The following is an 18,069-nucleotide window of genomic DNA, read 5'->3' as shown; positions in this document are numbered from 1 at the left end:
CGCCGCGAAGCGGCGGTCGGCGGCCGTCCCGACGATCAGGCGCCGTGGCGTAGGCGACGAAGGAGCAAGCCACGGTGCCTGATCGTCGGGACCTCAGTGGCCGCCGACTCGAGCGCGCCAGCGCTCCAAAAACACAGCTCAGTTCTTGGGAAACTTCAGCTGGGACAGGTCGATTCCCTCGAGACCGGGCGGCAGCTGGTCGAGACCGGGCGGCATCTGTGAGAGATCCATCCCCGGCGGCATACCGGCCGGCATACCGGGGAACCCACCGCGCATCTTCGGCGGCGTGGGACCGCGCCCACCCTTCTTGCCCTTCTTACCCTTCTTGGTGTTGCCGCGGCGCCCGCCGGGCAGACCCATCTGACGGCCCATCATGGCCATCATCTTCTTGGCCTCGAAGAACCGGTCGACGAGCTGGTTGACCTCGGAGACCTGCACACCGGAGCCGTTGGCGATGCGCAGCCGGCGGGAGGCGTTGATGATCTTCGGGTTGTCGCGCTCGGCGGGGGTCATACCGCGGATGATGGCCTGCACGCGGTCGAGCTGCTTGTCGTCGACGGCCGCGAGCGCGTCCTTCATCTGACCCGCGCCGGGCAGCATGCCGAGCAGGTTGCCGATCGGGCCCATCTTGCGGATGGCGAGCATCTGGTCGAGGAAATCCTCGAGGGTGAGTTCACCGCTGCCGATCTTGCGGGCGGTCTCCTCGGCCTGCTTGGCGTCGTAGACCTGCTCGGCCTGCTCGATGAGGGTGAGCACGTCGCCCATGCCGAGGATGCGCGAGGCCATCCGGTCGGGGTGGAAGACGTCGAAGTCCTCGAGCTTCTCACCGGTGGAGGCGAACATGATGGGCGCGCCGGTGACATTGCGCACCGACAGCGCGGCACCACCGCGCGCGTCACCGTCGAGCTTGGTGAGCACGACACCGGTGAAGCCGACACCGTCGCGGAAGGCCTCGGCGGTGCTCACCGCGTCCTGACCGATCATCGCGTCGAGCACGAAGAGGGTCTCGTCGGGGTTCACGGCGTCGCGGATGCCCGCGGCCTGGCGCATGAGTTCTTCGTCGATGCCGAGGCGACCGGCGGTGTCGACGATGACCACGTCGTACTGCTTGGCCTTGGCCTCTTCGATACCGCCCGCGGCGACCGCGACCGGGTCGGCGGCGGTGATGCCGAGCGGGTTCTCGCCACCGCCGATGGAGGTGCCGCCGTGCGGGGCGAACACGGGCACGCCCGCGCGCTCACCGACGACCTGCAGCTGGGTGACGGCGCCGGGACGCTGGAGGTCACAGGCCACGAGCAGCGGCTGGTGGCCCTGACCCTTGAGCCATTTGGCGAGCTTGCCCGCGAGGGTGGTCTTACCTGCACCCTGCAGACCGGCCAGCATGATGACCGTCGGCGGGTTCTTGGCCAGGTTGAGGCGCCGGGTCTCACCACCGAGGATGGCGACGAGTTCCTCGTTGACGATCTTGACGACCTGCTGGGCCGGGTTGAGCGCCGCGGAGACCTCCGCGCCCTTGGCGCGTTCCTTCACATTGGCGATGAACCCGCGCACCACGGGCAGCGCCACGTCGGCTTCGAGGAGGGCGAGGCGGATCTCGCGCGCGGTGGCGTCGATGTCGGCCGGTGACAGCCGCCCCTTACCGCGCAGATCCTGCAGTGCACCGGTAAGCCGGTCGGACAGGGATTCGAACACCGATCGCGCTCCTGATCTGAAAGGGACCTCTATTGCCCTCCCAGGGTAATGGGTGTTATTCCCCGGAGCGCACGTGCGGTGGCGCGGTGCGGCGCAATTCGTGGTTCTCGATGTTGACCAGGTACACCGCCTCGCGCCCGGTGAGGCCGAGCTCACGCGAGAGCGCCTCGATCCGGTTCCACTCGGATTCGGCGGAATCGGTGTGGTGGGCGGTGGTCGAGGCGATGGTCATCGCGGCCAGGGCCTGAGCACCGGTGAGGGTGCGGCCCGGCAACCACGAAACCACCCACAGGTCACCGCCGACGCAGCGCGCGATGTGCGCGGTCGCGTCGCTGGTCATCATCGATGCGGAGACGACTTCGATAGCCACGGATCAGCTCCCCTCGAACGAGTGACAGCCGGACCTTTCGAATGCTATAGGTCGTGTTTCGACTTATCGGGCAGCGAGTAACCAATACGTAGCAACCCGATAGCAATCGGTGAGTAAACCGTGTCCTAACGTTTCAGGCGTCCGAACCGATGTCGGTGGGCTGCGACGGGGGTGCCGGGCGGGGAACCACGTCCAGAACGGCCTTTTCGATCCGTTCGCGCAGGGCGGGGCTGTCGGCGTCACCGAGTTCGAGGCAGAACGCGTCGACCACGGCCGTGCCCATCGTGACCACCTTGGCCCAGCGCACATTCGCGCCCGCCGCGGCGAACGCGCCCGCGAGCCTGCTGAGCAACCCGACCCGGTCCTCGGCGCGCAATTCCAGGATCGCCTGTCCCGGTGCGGGTGCGGACTGCCAGATCAGGCGTGGCTGGGCGCGCGCGTAGCGGCCGACGGTCTCGGTCTCGCGTTTCACCAGCGCCGCTTGCAGATCCAGCGCACCGCGGATGGCCCGGATCAGTTCCTGGCGGAGCAGGCCCGCGTCGGGTGGGTCGCCGAACTTCGGGGTGACGACGAAGGTGTTGATCGCCGATTCGCCCACCCCGCCGAGCGAGGCCGACAACACCCGCAGCGAATGCAACGCCAGCACGCCCGCCGCGTCGGCGAGCAGACCCGGCTCGTCGGGCGCGATGACGGTGACCACGTGGGTGTGTTTGCCCTCCCCCGCGCCCAGCGTCACGTGCACACCGCCGGCTTCCGCCTTGGCGACCAGGTCGGGGTCGATCGGTTCCGGTTGCGGCAGCGGCTCTCCCGCCATCACCAGCCGGCACCGGCGGACCAGTTCGCCGATCAGCGAGGCCTTCCAGTCGCCCCACACACCGGGACCGGTCGCCATCGAGTCGGCTTCGGCCAGGGCGTGCAGCAATTCGAGCAGACCCACGTCGCCGCCGAGCGCGTCGACGACGTGGCCGACGGTGGCCGGGTCGTCGAGGTCGCGCCGCGTGGCGGTGTCGGGCAGCAGCAGGTGGTGGCGCACGACGGCGCTGAGAGTTCGCACGTCCGAGGGCCACAGGCCGAGCCTGCGCCCGATGTGAGTGGCCAGTTCGGCGCCGACCACGCTGTGGTCGCCGGTGCGCCCCTTGCCGATGTCGTGCAGCAGGGCGCCGAGGATCAGCAGATCGGGGCGGGCCACGCGGGTGCTGAGGCCGGTGGCGTAGGCGACGGTTTCCATGAGGTGGCGGTCGACGGTCCAGGTGTGCAGCGCGTCGCGCGGGGGCAGGTCGCGGACCGCACCCCATTCGGGAAAGAGCCTGCCCCACAAGCCTGTTCGGTCCAGAGCCTCCACCGCGTCGATCGCGCCTCGACCCGCGCCGAGCAGCACGAGCAGGTCGTCGAGTGCGTCCTTGGGCCAGGGTTCGCGCAGTTCGGGGGCGTCTTCGGAGAGCCGGTTGAGGGTGGTCGCCGACATCGGTAGCCCGGTCTGGGCCGAGGCGGCGGCGACGCGCAGGATCAGGCCGGGGTCGCGTTGCGGGCGGGCGTCGCGGGCGAGGACCACTTCACCGGCGTGCTCGACCACGTCCTCGTCGAGCGGACGGCGCACCGGGAGGCGGCGCAGCCGGGCCAGTCCGCGCCGCGGCAGCGCGTTCGCGGCGGTGCGCAGACCCACGTCGGTCGAATAGCTCACCGTGCGTGCCGAATCGGTGAGGGTGCGGGCCAGGTCGAAACGGTCGCCGATGCGCAGGGCGGCACCGATCTCGTCGGCGTCCTGTGCGCGTAACTGGTCGCGGGCGCGACCGGCCACGCGGTGCAGTTCGGTGCGCACGTCGAGCAGGCGGCGGTGCGCCTGTTTCAGGCCGCCGCCGGGCACCTCGGGGCCCAAACCTGGTACAGCGTCGGTCAATTGGGCGATGGCGAGGGCATCGAGCAGCTGGATGTCACGCAGCCCGCCGCGACCGTTCTTCAGATCGGGTTCGGCACGGTGGGCGATCTCACCGCTGCGCTGCCAGCGGGCGTTCGCCTGGGCGATGAGGTCGTCGAAGCGGGAACGGATGCCGGTGCGCCATTCCCGACGCACCCCACCGATGAGCAGGTTGCTCAGATCCTCGTCGCCGACGATGTGGCGGGCCTCGAGCATGCCGAGCGCGGCGATGGTGTCGTCGGCGGCCACCCGAAGCGCCTGCGGCACCGTGCGCACGCTGTGGTCGAGTTTGATGTGGGCGTCCCACAGGGGGTACCAGAGCCGATCGGCCACCTCGGCCACCACGGACTGGTCGACCCCGTCGTGCAACAGCACCAGATCGAGATCGGAGTAGGGCAGCATCTCGCGCCTGCCGAGCCCGCCGACGGCCACCAGGGCCAGCCCGCTGTCGGGGGTGATGCCGAGTTCGTTGCCCTTACTGGTGAGCCACAGGTCGAACAGGTCGACCAGCGCCGCGCGCAGAGCCTGTGGGTCGAGCCGCGGATTGCGGGTGCCCGCGCCTTCGAGCAGCGCCGCTCTGGCCTTCACCAGGTCGGCCGCCGCGTTGTTCTGTGTTCCACCCTTGCGCTGTTCCACTGCCCCACCACCCATTCATGCGGGCGGCCCCGCCCCGACCGAATCCGGTAGGAGCGGGGCCGCTCGATCGTTCGCCGTGCGACTGCGGCGAATTACAGTGCGTCGGTACCGCGTTCGCCGGTGCGGACCCGGATGATCGTGTCCACCGGGGTCACCCACACCTTGCCGTCACCGATCTTGCCGGTGCGCGAGGCCTCGACGATCACCTCGACGACCTTCTCCACCGAGGCATCGTCGACGACGACCTCCACGCGTACCTTCGGCACGAAGTCGACGGAGTACTCCGCACCGCGGTAGACCTCGGTGTGCCCCTTCTGGCGGCCGTAGCCCTGGACTTCGCTGACGGTCATGCCGAGCACGCCTGCCTGTTCCAGCCCGGTCTTGACGTCTTCGAGCGTGAACGGTTTGACGATTGCCGTAACCAGTTTCATGTTCGTCATGCCTCCTTGACGAGCGAGCGTGCCGTGCCACCCACAGCAGCGAAATCGTAAGCGGTTTCCGCGTGCTCGGACTCGTCGAGGCCCGCGGCCTCGGACTCTTCACTGGCGCGCAGGCCGATCGTGAACTTGATCGCGTACGCGATGACGGCCGTGGCGACCAGCGAGTAGGCCAGAACCACGAAGGCACCGACAGCCTGCAGCTTCAACTGCTCGACCCCACCACCGTAGAACAAGCCGGCGACGCCCGCCGGGGCTTCGCTGGTAGCGACGAGACCGACCATCAGGGTGCCGACCAGACCACCGACCAGGTGGACGCCGACCACGTCGAGCGAGTCGTCGAAGCCGAAGCGGAACTTCAGGCCCACGGCCAGGGCACACAGCGCACCGGAGACGACACCGATGGCCAGGGCGCCGATCACGTTCACCGAGGAACACGCCGGGGTGATGGCGACCAGACCCGCGACGATGCCCGAGGCGGCGCCGAGGGAGGTGGGGTGACCGTCGCGGATCTTCTCCACGAGCAGCCAGGCCATCATCGCGGCGGCGGTGGCGATGGTCGTGGTGAGGAAGGTGGCACCGGCGATACCGTTGGCGCCGAGGGCCGAACCGGCGTTGAAGCCGTACCAGCCGAACCACAGCAGACCGGCGCCGAGCATCACGAACGGCAGGTTGTGCGGACGGAACGGGGTCTTGGGCCAGCCCTTGCGCTTGCCCAGGATCAGGCACAGCACCAGACCGGCGGCGCCGGCGTTGATGTGGACCGCGGTACCACCGGCGAAGTCGATGGCCTTGAGGTTGTTGGCGATCCAGCCGCCCGCCTCAGCGGTGTAACCGTCGAAGGCGAAGACCCAGTGCGCGACGGGGAAGTAGACGACGGTGGCCCAGATTCCGGCGAAGACGAGCCACGAACCGAACTTCAGGCGGTCGGCGACCGCACCCGAGATGAGGGCGACCGTGATGATCGCGAACATGAGCTGGAAGGCCACGAAGACCGTGAGCGGGATACCCGAGGTGATCGGGGCCGTCGGGTCCTCCGGGGTCGCGGTGAACAGCGGGATGCCCGGGGAATCGGCGGCGGTGCCACCGAAGATGCTCTTCAGACCGAAGTACTGGAGCGGGTCACCGACCAGGTTGCCCTTGTCCTCGCCGAACGCCATGGAGAACCCGTATAGACACCACAGGACGGTGACCAGCCCCATGGCCGAGACGCTCATCATGATCATGTTCAGCACGTTCTTGCCACGGACCATGCCGCCGTAGAAGAACGCCAAACCCGGCGTCATCAACAGCACGAGCGCTGCCGACGCCAGCATCCAAGCGGTATCACCGGTATCCGGTGTACCGATCAATGGAAATGCCACCTTGTCTTCCTCCTCATCTCGGGCCTCGCCGATGACGGCAAAAAGGACCTGTACAGAAGGGTCGCGACTTGGTGTTTCATCCGTTGAGCTGTGGTGTTTCACCTGCGTGAACGGATCGGCCACTTGTGTTGCCACCAGGTTTCGCGAGTTTCGCCACAGCTTGGCAGCTCACCGTGAGCTCGGGTCGCAGGTGCGGTTTGCCGCCCGTTCGCGCGGCGGGTCGCCGGTGTGTACCTGCCCTGGACACAGCACTGCCCGCCCGGTTCGCGGTGACCGGGCGGGCAGTGTCGTAGTGCTAGGAAGTGCCGCCGAGCAGGGCGTCGACGAAGGCGCTCGGTTCGAACGGGGCCAGATGGTCGGCGCCCTCGCCCAGGCCGACGAGCTTCACCGGAACACCGAGTTCGTGCTGCACCTGGAACACGATGCCGCCCTTGGCGGTGCCGTCGAGTTTGGTGAGCACCACACCGGTGATGTCGACGACGTCGGCGAACACGCGCGCCTGCATCAGGCCGTTCTGGCCGACGGTGGCGTCGAGGACCAGCAGCACCTCGTCGACCTCGGCCTTCTTCTCCACCACGCGCTTGACCTTGCCCAGCTCGTCCATCAGGCCGGTCTTGGTGTGCAGGCGACCCGCGGTGTCGATGAGCACCGCGTCGACACCGCGATCGATGCCCGCGGCCACCGCGTCGAAGGCGACGGCGGCTGGGTCGGCGGCTTCCTTGCCGCGCACGGTCTCGGCACCGACCCGTTCGCCCCAGGTCTGCAGCTGGTCGGCGGCGGCGGCGCGGAAGGTGTCGGCGGCGCCGAGCAGGACCCGGCGGCCGTCGGCGACGAGCACGCGGGCGAGCTTGCCGGTGGTGGTGGTCTTGCCGGTGCCGTTCACGCCGACGACCAGCAGGATGGCCGGCTTGTCGCCGTGCGGCAGCGCGTGGATGGACCGATCGAGCTCGGGGCGCAGCGCCTCGATGAGCACGTCGCGCAGGGCGGCGCGGGCCTGTTCGGGGGTGCGCACGCTGCGCGCGGCCATCTCCTCACGCAGGCGGGTGACGATGGCGGCGGTGCTCGCGGTGCCGATGTCGGCGAGGACGAGGGTGTCCTCGATCTCCTCCCAGGAGTCCTCGTCGAGGTCGCCACCGCCGAGCAGGCCGAGCAGGCTCTTGCCGACGGCGTTCTGCGAGCGGGCGAGGCGACCGCGCAGGCGGACGAGGCGACCGGTTGTCGGGTCGATCTCCTCGATCTCGGTGGTGACCTCGGGCTGGGCCGGGGCGGCGCTCGGCGCTTCGGGTGCCGGAGCAGGAGTGACCGGTGGCGCGGTGTCGGCCGGAGTGGCCTTCGGCGCGGGCGCGGTCTTCGGCGTCTCGGTCGGCGCGACCTCGGTAGGCGCGTCGGTCGTCGGCGCGGTGTCGGTAGGCGCGGTCTCGGCGGGCGGGGCCGTCGTGGGTGTGGTGTCCGGCGCGGGTTCGGTGGGCGCTACCGGAGTCAGCGAGGAGGCGTCGTCCGGGACGACCACCGGCTCCTCGACCGACACGTCGCCCTCGGGCAGCGGCACATCGGTGATATTGCGGCGCGGGGCGTCGCGGGGGACGGCGGCGTCGTCACCGACGTGCGGTTGCCCCTCGGTGTCGGTGCGCTCGACGCGCGGCAGGGGTTCCGGACGCGGCGCGGTAGCCGTCGACCCGCCCTGGGTGAAACTGAATCCGCCGGACGCCGTGTAACCACCGGAGCGGTCCGTCAACTCCTTGTCCGGCTCGGGCGGCGCCAGCGAAATCTGGCGGCGCTTGTACAGGACGAAACCCGCGACGAGCGCCACCAGCAGCACGGCGGCGATCGCGGCGATCAGGATCCACGCTTGCGAACTCACTCGGCCGAGTCTATTCGGCTGCCTCGTCGCGGCACGTCGGCGGCGTCGTCCCGGCGGGTCGGACGCGGATTCCGGAGGTGTCCGCCGATCGGCGGAAACACTACAGATTCGTTGTCCTGCGGAACTTCTGGCGTTTCACCCATAGGATCGGCGGAGTGACCGATCGAAACGTGCTTGGGGGGCCGCTGGAAGAGTGCGGCACCGATCCTCTCACGGGCTTCTACCGGGACGGCTGCTGCAGCACCGGTCCGGAGGATCTCGGCAGCCACACCGTGTGCACCGTGGTGACGGCGGAATTCCTGGAACATCAGGCATCCATCGGCAACGACCTCAGCACCCCGCGCCCGGAGAACAACTTCCCCGGCCTGCAGCCGGGCGACCGCTGGTGCGTGGTCGCGGTCCGGTGGCTGCACGCCCACGAGGACGGTGTCGCCGCGCCGGTGGTCCTGGCCGCGACCCACGAGAATGCCCTCGACGTCATCTCGATGGACATCCTGCGCAAATACGCCGTCGACGTCCCCGACGACGTCAGCGACCTGCTGTAGACGCTCACGCGCGGCGCAGCCGCGGGGAGTTCGACGAGCTGCGGAGCCGGTGGGCTTTCTGACGGCAGGCCGGGGAACAGTAGCGAGCCGGTCTGCCGATCGCCGGCCGGTGGACCGGTGCTCGGCAGACGGGGCACGGCGCCGGGCTTTCGCTACTTCTCGCCGTTTCGTCACAGTCGGTTTTCGCGAGTTCCGTTACGGCCGAGGACGGCGTCCGTAGCGCGTCGAGGAGGAGCGCGACGGCCGGTGCGACGGGTTCGCCGGTCTGCCGATGGCGTTGGATCGCAACACATCCGGTGAAGATGTCCAGCACGTCGGTGACAGTCACCTCCGCGCGGACCGGGCCCCACGCCGGCGCGGCGGGCCACCTCCATCAGCGAGACGCTGGTGCCGCCCGCCCGCCGACTACGGGCCGAGCGGGTGGACCGCGGGTGACGAAGCCCGCCGCGGTATCGCCATGATCGCGGCGGCCCGCGCTGCCGAAGTCGACCAGCTCGTGTTCTCCGGAATCGCCACCATGGGCCCGGCCGAGTCGTGGGGGCAGGAGGGCAAGCGCCGGATCGAGGACGCGATCCGCGCGGCGGGGTTGCGCTACACCCTGTTGCGGCCGGTGCGGTTCATGGAGAACTACCTGATGCACGGCTCACCGGTGGACGGCATCCGGGCAGGTGGGGAGCACCGCCACCGAGGCGGCCGCCGCCATCTCGGTCGCCACCGGCCGCCCGATCCACTACCGCGAAGTCACCGAAGCCGAGGCCGCGGCGGCGCCGACCGCATCGCCGCCCAGATGGACGTGACGGCGTGATCGTCAGGCCGGAGCGGACGCCTCGACCGGGGCGGCGGCACGGGTGAGTCGCTGAGAGATCACCTGGGTGATGCCGTCGCCGCGCATACTCACGCCGTAGAGGGCGTCGGCGATCTCCATGGTCGGTTTCTGGTGGGTGATGACGATCAGCTGGCTCTTCTCCCGCAGCTGTTCGAACAGGCCGATGAGGCGGCGCAGGTTGGTGTCGTCCAGGGCGGCCTCCACCTCGTCCATCACATAGAACGGGGACGGGCGCGCGCGGAAGATGGCGACCAGCAGCGCCACGGCGGTCAGCGACTTCTCGCCACCGGAGAGCAGCGACAGCCGCTTGACCTTCTTGCCCGGCGGCCGGGCCTCGACCTCGATACCGGTGGTGAGCATGTCGGACGGGTCGGTGAGCACGAGCCGGCCCTCGCCGCCGGGGAACAGCTTCGCGAACACCCCGACGAATTCGCGCTCCACGTCGGCGTAGGCCTCGGTGAAGACCTGCAGGATGCGGGCGTCGACCTCGGCGACCACATCCAGGAGGTCCTTGCGGGCGTTCTTGACGTCCTCGAGCTGAGTGGCCAGGAAGTTGTAGCGTTCCTCGAGGGCCGCGAACTCTTCCAGCGCAAGGGGATTCACCTTGCCGAGGGTGGCGAGGTCCTTCTCGGCGCGTTTGGCGCGGCGCTCCTGGGTGGCGCGGTCGTAGGGCATCGGCTGCGGCGCGGTGACCTGCTCGCCGCGCTCCTTGGCGTCCTCGTATTCCTGCATCTCCAGCGCCGACGGCGGCAACGGCACATCGGGACCGTATTCGGCGACGAGATCGGCCAGCGCGATGCCGAACTGTTCGGAGATGGTGGTCTCGAGCTGTTCGATGCGCAGCGCCGCTTGGGCTTTGGCCACCTCGTCGCGGTGCACGGCGTCGGTGAGCTGGGCCAGCTGGGTGTTCAGGGCGCGCGCCCGCTCCTTGACCTGTTCCACGGCGGACGCCACTTCCCCACGGCGCCGGACCAATTCGTCGCGCCGAGCGGCGGCCGCAGCCACCACCTGCTCGAGTTCCTTCGCGATCTTGGCACCGGACTCGGCCACCGCCGCCGCGACGGCGGCCGCCTGCCTACGCGCGGCCTGCGCTCGTTCGGCCCGCGCCCGCGCCTCCCGCTCGGCACGTGCGGCGCGCCGCAACGAATCCGCTTTGCCCCGAACCGATTCCGCACGCTCCTCGGCGGTGCGCACCGCCAGCCGTGCCTCGACCTCCATGGTCCGTGCCTCGGCGAGCGCAGCGGCGGCTTCCTCGCGGGCCCGTCCGGCGGTCTCTGTCCCGGCGGTGCCGTAGCTGTCGTCGCTGTCGTCGTGCTCGGTTTCGGCGTGGCGCAGCCGGTCCTCGAGCTCGGCGAGGGAGGCGAGGGACTTCTCCCTGGTCGCTTCGGCCTCGGCGCGCTGTGCGGTGAGTCGTTCGCCCTCGGTCTGCGCGGCGCGCGCGGTCTGCCCCACCCGGGCGAGCCGGTCGTAGATGGCCAGCAGCGCCTGATCGGATTCGTGCAGCGCCATCAGCGCGTGGTCGGCGGCCTCTTTCCGGTCGGTCTGCTCGGCGAGCGCACCGGCCAGTGCGGCCTCGAGTTCTTCGGCTCGGCGCTGCGCGGCGGCCAATTCGGCGGTGGCGGCGTCGATGTCGGCCTGGATCTCGAGCTGACTCGGCATCCGCTCGGAACCACCGATGATCCAGCCCGACCCGGCCAGGTCACCGTCACGGGTGACGACCCGCAGTTCCGGTCGCTCAGCGGCCAGCGCCGTGGCAGCGGCCAGATCGTCAACGACGACAACACCTGCGGTGAGCGCGGCCAACGCGGACCGCACCTGCGCGGCACCGTCGACGACATCAGCGAGCCACCTGGCCCCTCCGGGCAGCGGCGCACGCTCAGCGTCTGCCGAGAGCGCACGACCTCGACCCGACCCCACCGAACTACTCCCGGCATCGGCAAGAGCGCGCGCCACAGCCTCGCCCGCTGACGAGCCGCTCTCAGCAGCGGACGAGGCCGAACTCGCGGTGGCGAAGACGAATGCCACCCGACCACCGTCACCCGCCCGCAGCTCGCGCACAGCCGCATCGGCGGCCGCGGCGGTCTCGGCGGTGATCGCGTCGGCCAGCGGGCCGAGCAAGGCGGCGAGGGCGGCTTCGAATCCCGCTTCCACGCGCAGCAGGCCCGACAGCCGGTCGCCGACGCCGCTCACACCGTGTTCGAGCAGCCAGGCGGCACCGTCCTTACGGGCCAGGTTCATCTCGAGCGCTTCGATGCGGGCACCGAGCCGGGCGACGAGTTTGCTCGCCTCGCGGTCCTGTTCGCGCAGCTCACGCACCCGTTCGTCGGCCAGTTCCAAAGCGGCGACGGCGTGTTCGTGCTGGGCGTCGAGCCCCTTCTCCCCCGCGTCGAGTTCGCCGAGTTCGTCCTGCACGGTGTCGTATTCGGCCTGTGCGGCCTCGCCGCGGTGCCGGGCATCGGCGATGGCGACCGAGAGCCGCGCGATTTCGGCGTCCACAGACTGCGCGCGGGTCCGCAGTGTCTCCACTTGACCCGAGAGCCTCGCCAGCCCTTCGCGACGGTCGGCGATGGCCCGCACAGCGGCCAGATGCGCCTGCTCGGCGGCCTTGGCGGCGTGTTCACGGTCGGCGAGCGCTTCCCGCGCGGCCTCGAGAGTTTCGGCGGCCATCTCCACCGCGTACCGCAGTTCGGCTTCCTCGGCCTCGATCCGGTCGGCCTCGGCCTCGAGCTGGTCGGGGTCGCGGCCGGTGCCGACAGGTGCCTCGGTGTGCAGGTTGCGGGCACGATCGGCGGCGATGCGGATGGTCGCGTTGACGCGCTCGGCCAGCGCGGAGAGCTGGAACCAGGTCTGCGCGGCCGCTTCGGCGCTCGGGCTCAGCCGCGACAACTGGAACTCCTGCTGGGCAAGCGCGGCATTGGCGGCGTCGAGCTCGGACTGCACGTTGATCTGCTGCTCGCGCGCGTAGGCCTCTTTGCTCAGCTGCGACTCGAGTTCGCCGCGCCGGGTCACGAGGTCGTCGGCGGCCAGGCGCAGCCGGGCGTCGCGCAGGTCGGCCTGCACGGTCTGGGCGCGCCGCGCCACCTCGGCCTGCCTGCTGAGCGGCTTGAGCTGGCGGCGCAATTCGGTGGTGAGGTCGGTGAGGCGGGCGAGATTGGCCTGCATCGCGTCGAGCTTGCGGACCGCCTTCTCCTTGCGCCTGCGGTGCTTGAGCACGCCCGCGGCCTCTTCGACGAACGCGCGCCGGTCCTCGGGCCGCGACTCGAGAATCGCAGACAGCTGACCCTGTCCGACGATCACGTGCATCTCGCGCCCGATACCGGAGTCCGACAGCAGTTCCTGCACGTCCATCAGGCGGCAGCTGCTGCCGTTGATCTCGTATTCGCCCGCGCCGTCGCGGAACATGCGGCGGGTGATGGACACCTCGGCGTAGTCGATGGGCAGCGCGCCGTCGGAGTTGTCGATCGTCAGCGTCACCTCGGCACGCCCGAGGGGTGCACGTCCGCTGGTCCCGGCGAAGATGACGTCCTGCATCTTGCCGCCGCGCAGCGCCTTGGCGCCCTGCTCGCCCATCACCCAGGTGAGCGCGTCGACGACATTGGACTTGCCCGACCCGTTGGGCCCGACGACACAGGTGATGCCGGGTTCGAAGCGCAACGTGGTTGCGGACGCGAAAGACTTGAACCCTTTCAGCGTCAAGCTCTTCAGATGCAACGCCACCCGCCTCTCCGGGAGTTCTGGCCAGACCTAGGTGCGAGAGGGCAAGACACGCGGCCTGCGGTTGGAACATCGCACCGGACTGTGTTGCCGCCCGTGTGCTCGCGTGAGCCTATCCGATCGCCGTCGTGGCGCCGTGAACCTCCGGCCGGTCGGCGGACGAAGGGTTGACATTACACAGTGGAGGGTGGACGCTTGGTACCAGCAGATCACTGTGTTTGGTGAACGAGAGGTTGTCGGTATGGACATCACCCCCGGCACGCGCGCGTCCGATGCCGAGCGCAATGCGATCGTGGCCCAGTTGAGCACCCACCTGGCCGACGGCAGGCTCGATCTGGCCGAGTACGACCAGCGCGTCGCGAAGGTCTACGCGACCACCACCCGCGACGACCTCGCCCTCGTCCTGTCGGACCTGCCGGCCCTCCCGGACAAGCAGCCCGCCACCCCACCGAAGCAGGCGCCGCGCATCCCCGTGTGGCAGCGCATCGAAGCGGGCAGCTGGCTCGGCGTGAGCATCATCGTGCTGGTCATCTGGGGCCTGATCTCCCTGACGGCAGGCGAACTCACCTACTTCTGGCCGATGTGGGTGATCGGCCCGTGGGGCGCGGTCCTGCTGTTCCGCGTGGTCACCGGCTGGGAGGCCCAGCCGGGCTCGGCCGCCCACCTGCGTCAGCTACAGAAGCAGATGAAGCACATCAACCCGCACTAGAGGATCGCGAAGGCCACCACCAGGCCGAGGGCGAAGTGGGCGGCAGCCACGACGAGGACCTCGGGGGTGTAGGTGTCGGCGTGCAGGGTGCGGCCGATGTCGATGCCGGTGACCTTCTCGACCACGCGCACCGAGATCACCTGCGCGACGATGCCGACCAGGCCGAACACGACCGCCGTGATCAGCCCTTGCGTCAGTTTGGCGCCCGGATCGGTGGCCAGCACCGCGAACACGACGATGAACGCCATGCTGATCATGCCCGCGGCCGAGACGATGATCGCGTTGGGCTTGCCCGCGATCACCAGGTCACGCAGCTTGCCGGGGGTGGTCAGGTCGATGGCGAAGAAGCCGATCAGCATCAGCATCAGGCCGATCAGGCAGTACAGGATGATGGCGCCGACGCCTTCACCGAGCGCACTCCAATAACCCGATTCCAGGGCGAGGGCGGTCATCGTGGTCCTTTCGAAACAGTGTTGTGGTCAGTCGACGATGCGGTGCGGGACGAACGCGGCGCCGTCATCGGTGATGAGGCCCGCGGTCTCGCGGATACCGAGCCCGGCGGCGTTGTCACCGACGACCCACGCCCCGAGCACGGGACGCATGCCGTCGAATTCCGGGAGCGGGTCGAGCAATTGGTAGACGAAGCCCTCGGCGCCGTACACCCCACCGGTCGCGGTCTCCATGCCGGGACCGACGATGGTCATGTTGGCGCCTTCGCGGCCGAGCTTGGGTTTGCGGATGTATTCGGTGAGCTCGTGCGGGTCGTCGAGGTAGGCGGGCAACAGGTTCGGGTGGCCGGGATACATCTCCCACAGGATCGCCAGCAGCGCCTTGTTGCTCAGCAGGGTGGTCCACAGTGGTTCGATCCAGGCGGTCTGCGGGATGCTCGCGACGACGCGTTTGCCGAAGTCGTCGTCGAGGATCCACTCCCAGGGGTACAGCTTGAAGATCGATTCGATCGGCGCCTCGGCGAGGTCGACGAAGCGGCCGAGTTCGGTGTCGAACCCGACCTCCTCGATCGGCAGCGCGACGGTGTCGAAGCCCGCTTCGGCGGCGGTTTCCTGCATGTAGGCGGTGGTGACGTTGTCCTCGCCGGTGGCGTCGGCACCCGACCAGGTGAAGTGCAGTTCGGTACCGGGCAGCACGTCGCGCAGCTCGCCCCAGCGCTCCACCAGCTTCTCGTGCAGTGAATTCCACTGGTCCCCACCGGGATACACCTGTTGCAACCAGTGCCATTGGATGATGGCCGCCTCGAGCAGCGAGGTGGGGGTGTCGGCGTTGTACTCAAGCAGTTTGGCAGGACGGCGTGCGTCGTAGCGCAGATCGAACCGGCCGTACACGTAAGGGTCGCTGCGCCGCCAGGATTCGGCGATCGGGCCCCAACTCCATTCGGGCAGACCGAAATCGGCGTACCGCTCGGTGAGCACCACGTGTTCGGCCGCGTGCAGACACATCGACTGCAGCAGTTCCACATCGGCTTCCAGCGCGAGGATCTCGTCCATCGAGAACTCGTAGTGCACCGATTCGTCCCAATAGGGCCGCGGCTGACCGCTGGCATCGCGGCCGGGCACGCCGTAGACGAGCCCCTGGCTCTCGATGATCTGCTGCCAGCCCGGCCGGGGCGTACTCGCGACACGTCGCACTAAGACCCACTCCCACCGGACTTGCTACCCAGGCCACCACGCTGAACGGTGGTGCCGGACTTGGTCTTGATCTCGGCGTTGCGCGGTTTCACCGAGGTCCCTCCGCTCGGCGGCCGGCCGATGGTGGCGTTGCCGCCGTAGTGGTAGCGGTACTGCGGCCAGCCGAGCAGGATCAGGCTGCCCATGCCACCGGAGCTGTCGCTGCGGAAGTTGGTCTTGCCGTCGCCGCAGTACTCGTCCGGGACGACGACCTCCTGGCCGTTCTGGTCGATCTGCACGCAGGAGGCGGTGACCTGTTCGGGCGCGTTGACCGCCCGGTAGGCGAGGTACCCGCCGCCGACGAGGGCCGCGACACCGACCACGGCGACACCGCCGATCATCACCCGTTTCCTGGTGCGGCGCTTGGCTTCCGCGGCTTCGGCGGCAGCCCGTTCGGCCTGCTCGGCCTGTTTGCGTGCCTTCTCCCGCGCCCGTGCCTCGGCGACCGTCGGCGGGCGGGGCTGGGTGCGGCCCGGTTCCTGCCTGGCCACCCGGCCGGGACGTGGTTGCGGCGGTTGTTGAGGTGGCGGGGGCCAGGTGGGCGGCGTGCCCGCGGGTTGTTCCGGCGGGGTCGCGGCCGCGCCGGAGTCGGGCGGGGTCCAGGGCGAGGATCCGCCCGGCTCGTCCGGCTGGTCGGGCGAACCAGGGTTGTGTGTGTTCACTGCCGCCTAACCCCCGAAGTCACTTCTACCGCTCCTCGAATCCGGTCATGTCACCGCGCGCGGGCTCCCAGCTTTCCACAACCAGGTCGACCCGCCCAGGCGCCTTGCCGGACCGTAGCAGTTCCAGCAACTTCTCGCCCGAGGTTCGTTGTCCCTCGGCCACCACGTGGACCCGTCCGTCGGCGTGGTTGCGCGCGTACCCGGTGAGACCGAGTTCCAGTGCACGCGAGCGTGTCCACCAGCGGAAACCCACGCCCTGGACGTACCCGTGGACCCACGCGGACAGTCGGACAGGTTCGGTCACAGCGGCTCCTCGGGGTCAGGCGTCGATGTCGAAGTTCAAGGTCACCTTGGTGCCCGCCTTGAGGGTGCGGCCGACGGTACACACCTTGTCGACGGCGCGCTGCACGGTGACCAGCAGCCGTTCGCGGGCCTCTTCGTCGAGTTCGGACAGGTCGAGCTCGAACACCTCGTCGAGCTGCGGGTACAGCTCGTTCTCGCGGTCGGCGTCGCCGGACACGCGGATGGTCGCGTCGAAGTCGTCGCCGAGGCGACGCGAGAGCGGCAGGTCGGAACTGAGCCCGGTGCACGCGGCGAGGGCGATCTTCAGCAGCTCACCGGGGGTGAACGCGCCGGGCACACCCTGCGAGGCGATCAGTACTTCGGCGCCACGGTTGCTGCGTCCGGTGTAGGCCCGGGTTCCGGTGCGCTCGACCCACAGTTCGACGGGCGCGGTGCTCACGGGTGCGTTCTGCTCAACTGCCATGGATCTGATCCTGGCATGCCCGCCTCCCCGCGACTCATGCCGACCGGCAAGTGCCGCGAAAATCACGTACCGGACCTGCGTGAATGGGGCTCGAGTGACGAACGTGCCCGACGAGTTACCCATGTGCTGACGAAATCACGAGCCGACTGTCATTCTTGGAAACGGTAGCCCATGCCTGGTTCGGTGAGCAGGTGGCGGGGGTGGGCGGGGTCGTCCTCGAGTTTGCGGCGCAGCTGGGCGAGATAGACCCGCAGGTAGTGGGTTTCGGTGGCATACGCCGGGCCCCACACCTCGCGCAGTAATTCCTTGCGGCCCACCAGTTTTCCGCGGTGGCGGACCAGCATCTCGAGCATTCCCCATTCGGTGGGGGTCAGGTGGACGGGTGCGCCGTTCTTGGTGACCTGTTTGGCGGCCAGGTCGACGGTGAAGGAGTCGGTGACGACCACCGGTTCCGCCTCGTCGGCCGCCCCCGCACCGCGCCGGACCGCCGCCCGCAGCCGGGCCAGCAGTTCGTCCATCCCGAACGGCTTGGTGACGTAGTCGTCGGCGCCCGCGTCGAGCGCCTCCACCTTGTCGGCCGAATCGGTGCGCGCCGAGAGCACGATCACCGGTGCCGCGGTCCACCCGCGCAGCCCGGCCAGCACCTCGATCCCGTCCAGATCGGGCAGGCCGAGGTCGAGGATGACGACGTGTGGCTGCTTCTCCGCGGCCACGCGCAACGCGGCGGCGCCGTTGCCCGCGGTGAACACCTCGTACCCGCGCACCGACAGGTTGATCCGCAGCGCGCGCACGATCTGCGGTTCGTCGTCGACCACCAGCACGCGGGTGGCGGACCCGCTCGACCGGGACTCGCCGGGCTGCGGCGCGTCCGTCCCCGATGAGTTGCTCAT

Annotated in this window: 16 protein-coding genes; 3 read left to right on the top strand and 13 right to left on the bottom strand. The window is 69.3% G+C overall.

The features are described 5' to 3' along the window. Positions 1–138: 138 nt before the first annotated feature. The 6 genes from ffh to ftsY form a co-directional block, all read right to left on the bottom strand. Entirely contained in the window at positions 139–1,692 is a 1,554-nt protein-coding gene (gene ffh, locus NI2_RS21685; RefSeq protein ID WP_067493421.1) for a signal recognition particle protein, read from the bottom strand. Positions 1,693–1,747: 55 nt separating this feature from the next. Next, a complete protein-coding gene (locus NI2_RS21680; RefSeq protein ID WP_225279181.1) occupies positions 1,748–2,062 on the bottom strand; it encodes a hypothetical protein in 315 nt (104 codons plus the stop codon). Between the two features lie 133 nt (positions 2,063–2,195). Beyond that, the gene (locus tag NI2_RS21675; protein WP_067493417.1) at positions 2,196–4,628 is read right to left on the bottom strand and encodes a [protein-PII] uridylyltransferase; all 2,433 of its coding nucleotides are present in this window, start codon (positions 4,626–4,628) and stop codon (positions 2,196–2,198) included. 77 nt (positions 4,629–4,705) lie between these two features. Further along, positions 4,706–5,044, bottom strand: a complete 339-nt coding sequence (locus tag NI2_RS21670; protein WP_067493492.1) for a P-II family nitrogen regulator — start codon at positions 5,042–5,044, stop codon at positions 4,706–4,708. A gap of 5 nt (positions 5,045–5,049) precedes the next feature. After that, complete coding sequence (locus tag NI2_RS21665) at positions 5,050–6,414, bottom strand: ammonium transporter (protein WP_067493415.1); 1,365 nt, start codon at positions 6,412–6,414, stop codon at positions 5,050–5,052. Between the two features lie 295 nt (positions 6,415–6,709). Next, entirely contained in the window at positions 6,710–8,275 is a 1,566-nt protein-coding gene (gene ftsY, locus NI2_RS21660; RefSeq protein WP_067493413.1) for a signal recognition particle-docking protein FtsY, read from the bottom strand. Positions 8,276–8,430: 155 nt separating this feature from the next. Here ftsY and NI2_RS21655 point away from each other — a divergent pair, with 155 nt between their 5' ends. Both NI2_RS21655 and NI2_RS35255 read left to right on the top strand, forming a co-directional pair. Next, positions 8,431–8,820: a DUF2237 family protein gene (locus NI2_RS21655; RefSeq protein WP_067493490.1), complete on the top strand. Its 390-nt coding sequence runs from the start codon at positions 8,431–8,433 to the stop codon at positions 8,818–8,820. 457 nt (positions 8,821–9,277) lie between these two features. Next, on the top strand, positions 9,278–9,625 hold the full coding sequence (locus NI2_RS35255; RefSeq protein ID WP_067493411.1) for an SDR family oxidoreductase: 348 nt from the start codon (positions 9,278–9,280) through the stop codon (positions 9,623–9,625). 3 nt (positions 9,626–9,628) lie between these two features. Here the strand turns inward: NI2_RS35255 and NI2_RS21645 are convergent, their stop codons facing one another. Next, positions 9,629–13,357, bottom strand: a complete 3,729-nt coding sequence (locus NI2_RS21645; RefSeq protein ID WP_067493488.1) for an AAA family ATPase — start codon at positions 13,355–13,357, stop codon at positions 9,629–9,631. A 244-nt stretch (positions 13,358–13,601) separates the two neighbouring features. Between NI2_RS21645 and NI2_RS21640 the strand changes: the two genes are divergently transcribed. After that, positions 13,602–14,069, top strand: a complete 468-nt coding sequence (locus NI2_RS21640; RefSeq protein ID WP_084476586.1) for a DUF1707 SHOCT-like domain-containing protein — start codon at positions 13,602–13,604, stop codon at positions 14,067–14,069. On the opposite strand, the gene NI2_RS21635 is transcribed toward NI2_RS21640, so the two are convergent. The 6 genes from NI2_RS21635 to NI2_RS21610 all read right to left on the bottom strand — a co-directional run bounded on the left by NI2_RS21635 (position 14,066) and on the right by NI2_RS21610 (position 18,069). After that, positions 14,066–14,521, bottom strand: coding sequence for a DUF350 domain-containing protein (locus NI2_RS21635; protein ID WP_067493408.1), 456 nt, complete (start codon positions 14,519–14,521; stop codon positions 14,066–14,068). The two genes, NI2_RS21640 and NI2_RS21635, sit on opposite strands and share 4 nt — an antisense overlap. Positions 14,522–14,548: 27 nt before the next feature. After that, the gene (locus NI2_RS21630) at positions 14,549–15,712 is read right to left on the bottom strand and encodes a glutathionylspermidine synthase family protein (RefSeq protein ID WP_067493406.1); all 1,164 of its coding nucleotides are present in this window, start codon (positions 15,710–15,712) and stop codon (positions 14,549–14,551) included. Then, on the bottom strand, positions 15,712–16,413 hold the full coding sequence (locus tag NI2_RS21625; protein ID WP_067493404.1) for a hypothetical protein: 702 nt from the start codon (positions 16,411–16,413) through the stop codon (positions 15,712–15,714). The genes NI2_RS21630 and NI2_RS21625 overlap by 1 nt, the downstream gene beginning before the upstream one ends. Before the next feature lie 25 nt (positions 16,414–16,438). Beyond that, positions 16,439–16,717: an acylphosphatase gene (locus tag NI2_RS21620; RefSeq protein WP_067493403.1), complete on the bottom strand. Its 279-nt coding sequence runs from the start codon at positions 16,715–16,717 to the stop codon at positions 16,439–16,441. A gap of 15 nt (positions 16,718–16,732) precedes the next feature. Then, on the bottom strand, positions 16,733–17,179 hold the full coding sequence (locus tag NI2_RS21615; RefSeq protein ID WP_067493401.1) for an OsmC family protein: 447 nt from the start codon (positions 17,177–17,179) through the stop codon (positions 16,733–16,735). 149 nt (positions 17,180–17,328) lie between these two features. After that, positions 17,329–18,069, bottom strand: coding sequence for a response regulator (locus tag NI2_RS21610; RefSeq protein ID WP_243749706.1), 741 nt, complete (start codon positions 18,067–18,069; stop codon positions 17,329–17,331).

The organism is Nocardia ignorata NBRC 108230 (genome assembly GCF_001612905.1).
GTDB classification, from domain to species: Bacteria; Actinomycetota; Actinomycetes; order Mycobacteriales; family Mycobacteriaceae; genus Nocardia; species Nocardia ignorata.
This window is presented reverse-complemented; position numbering and strand designations above follow the sequence as displayed.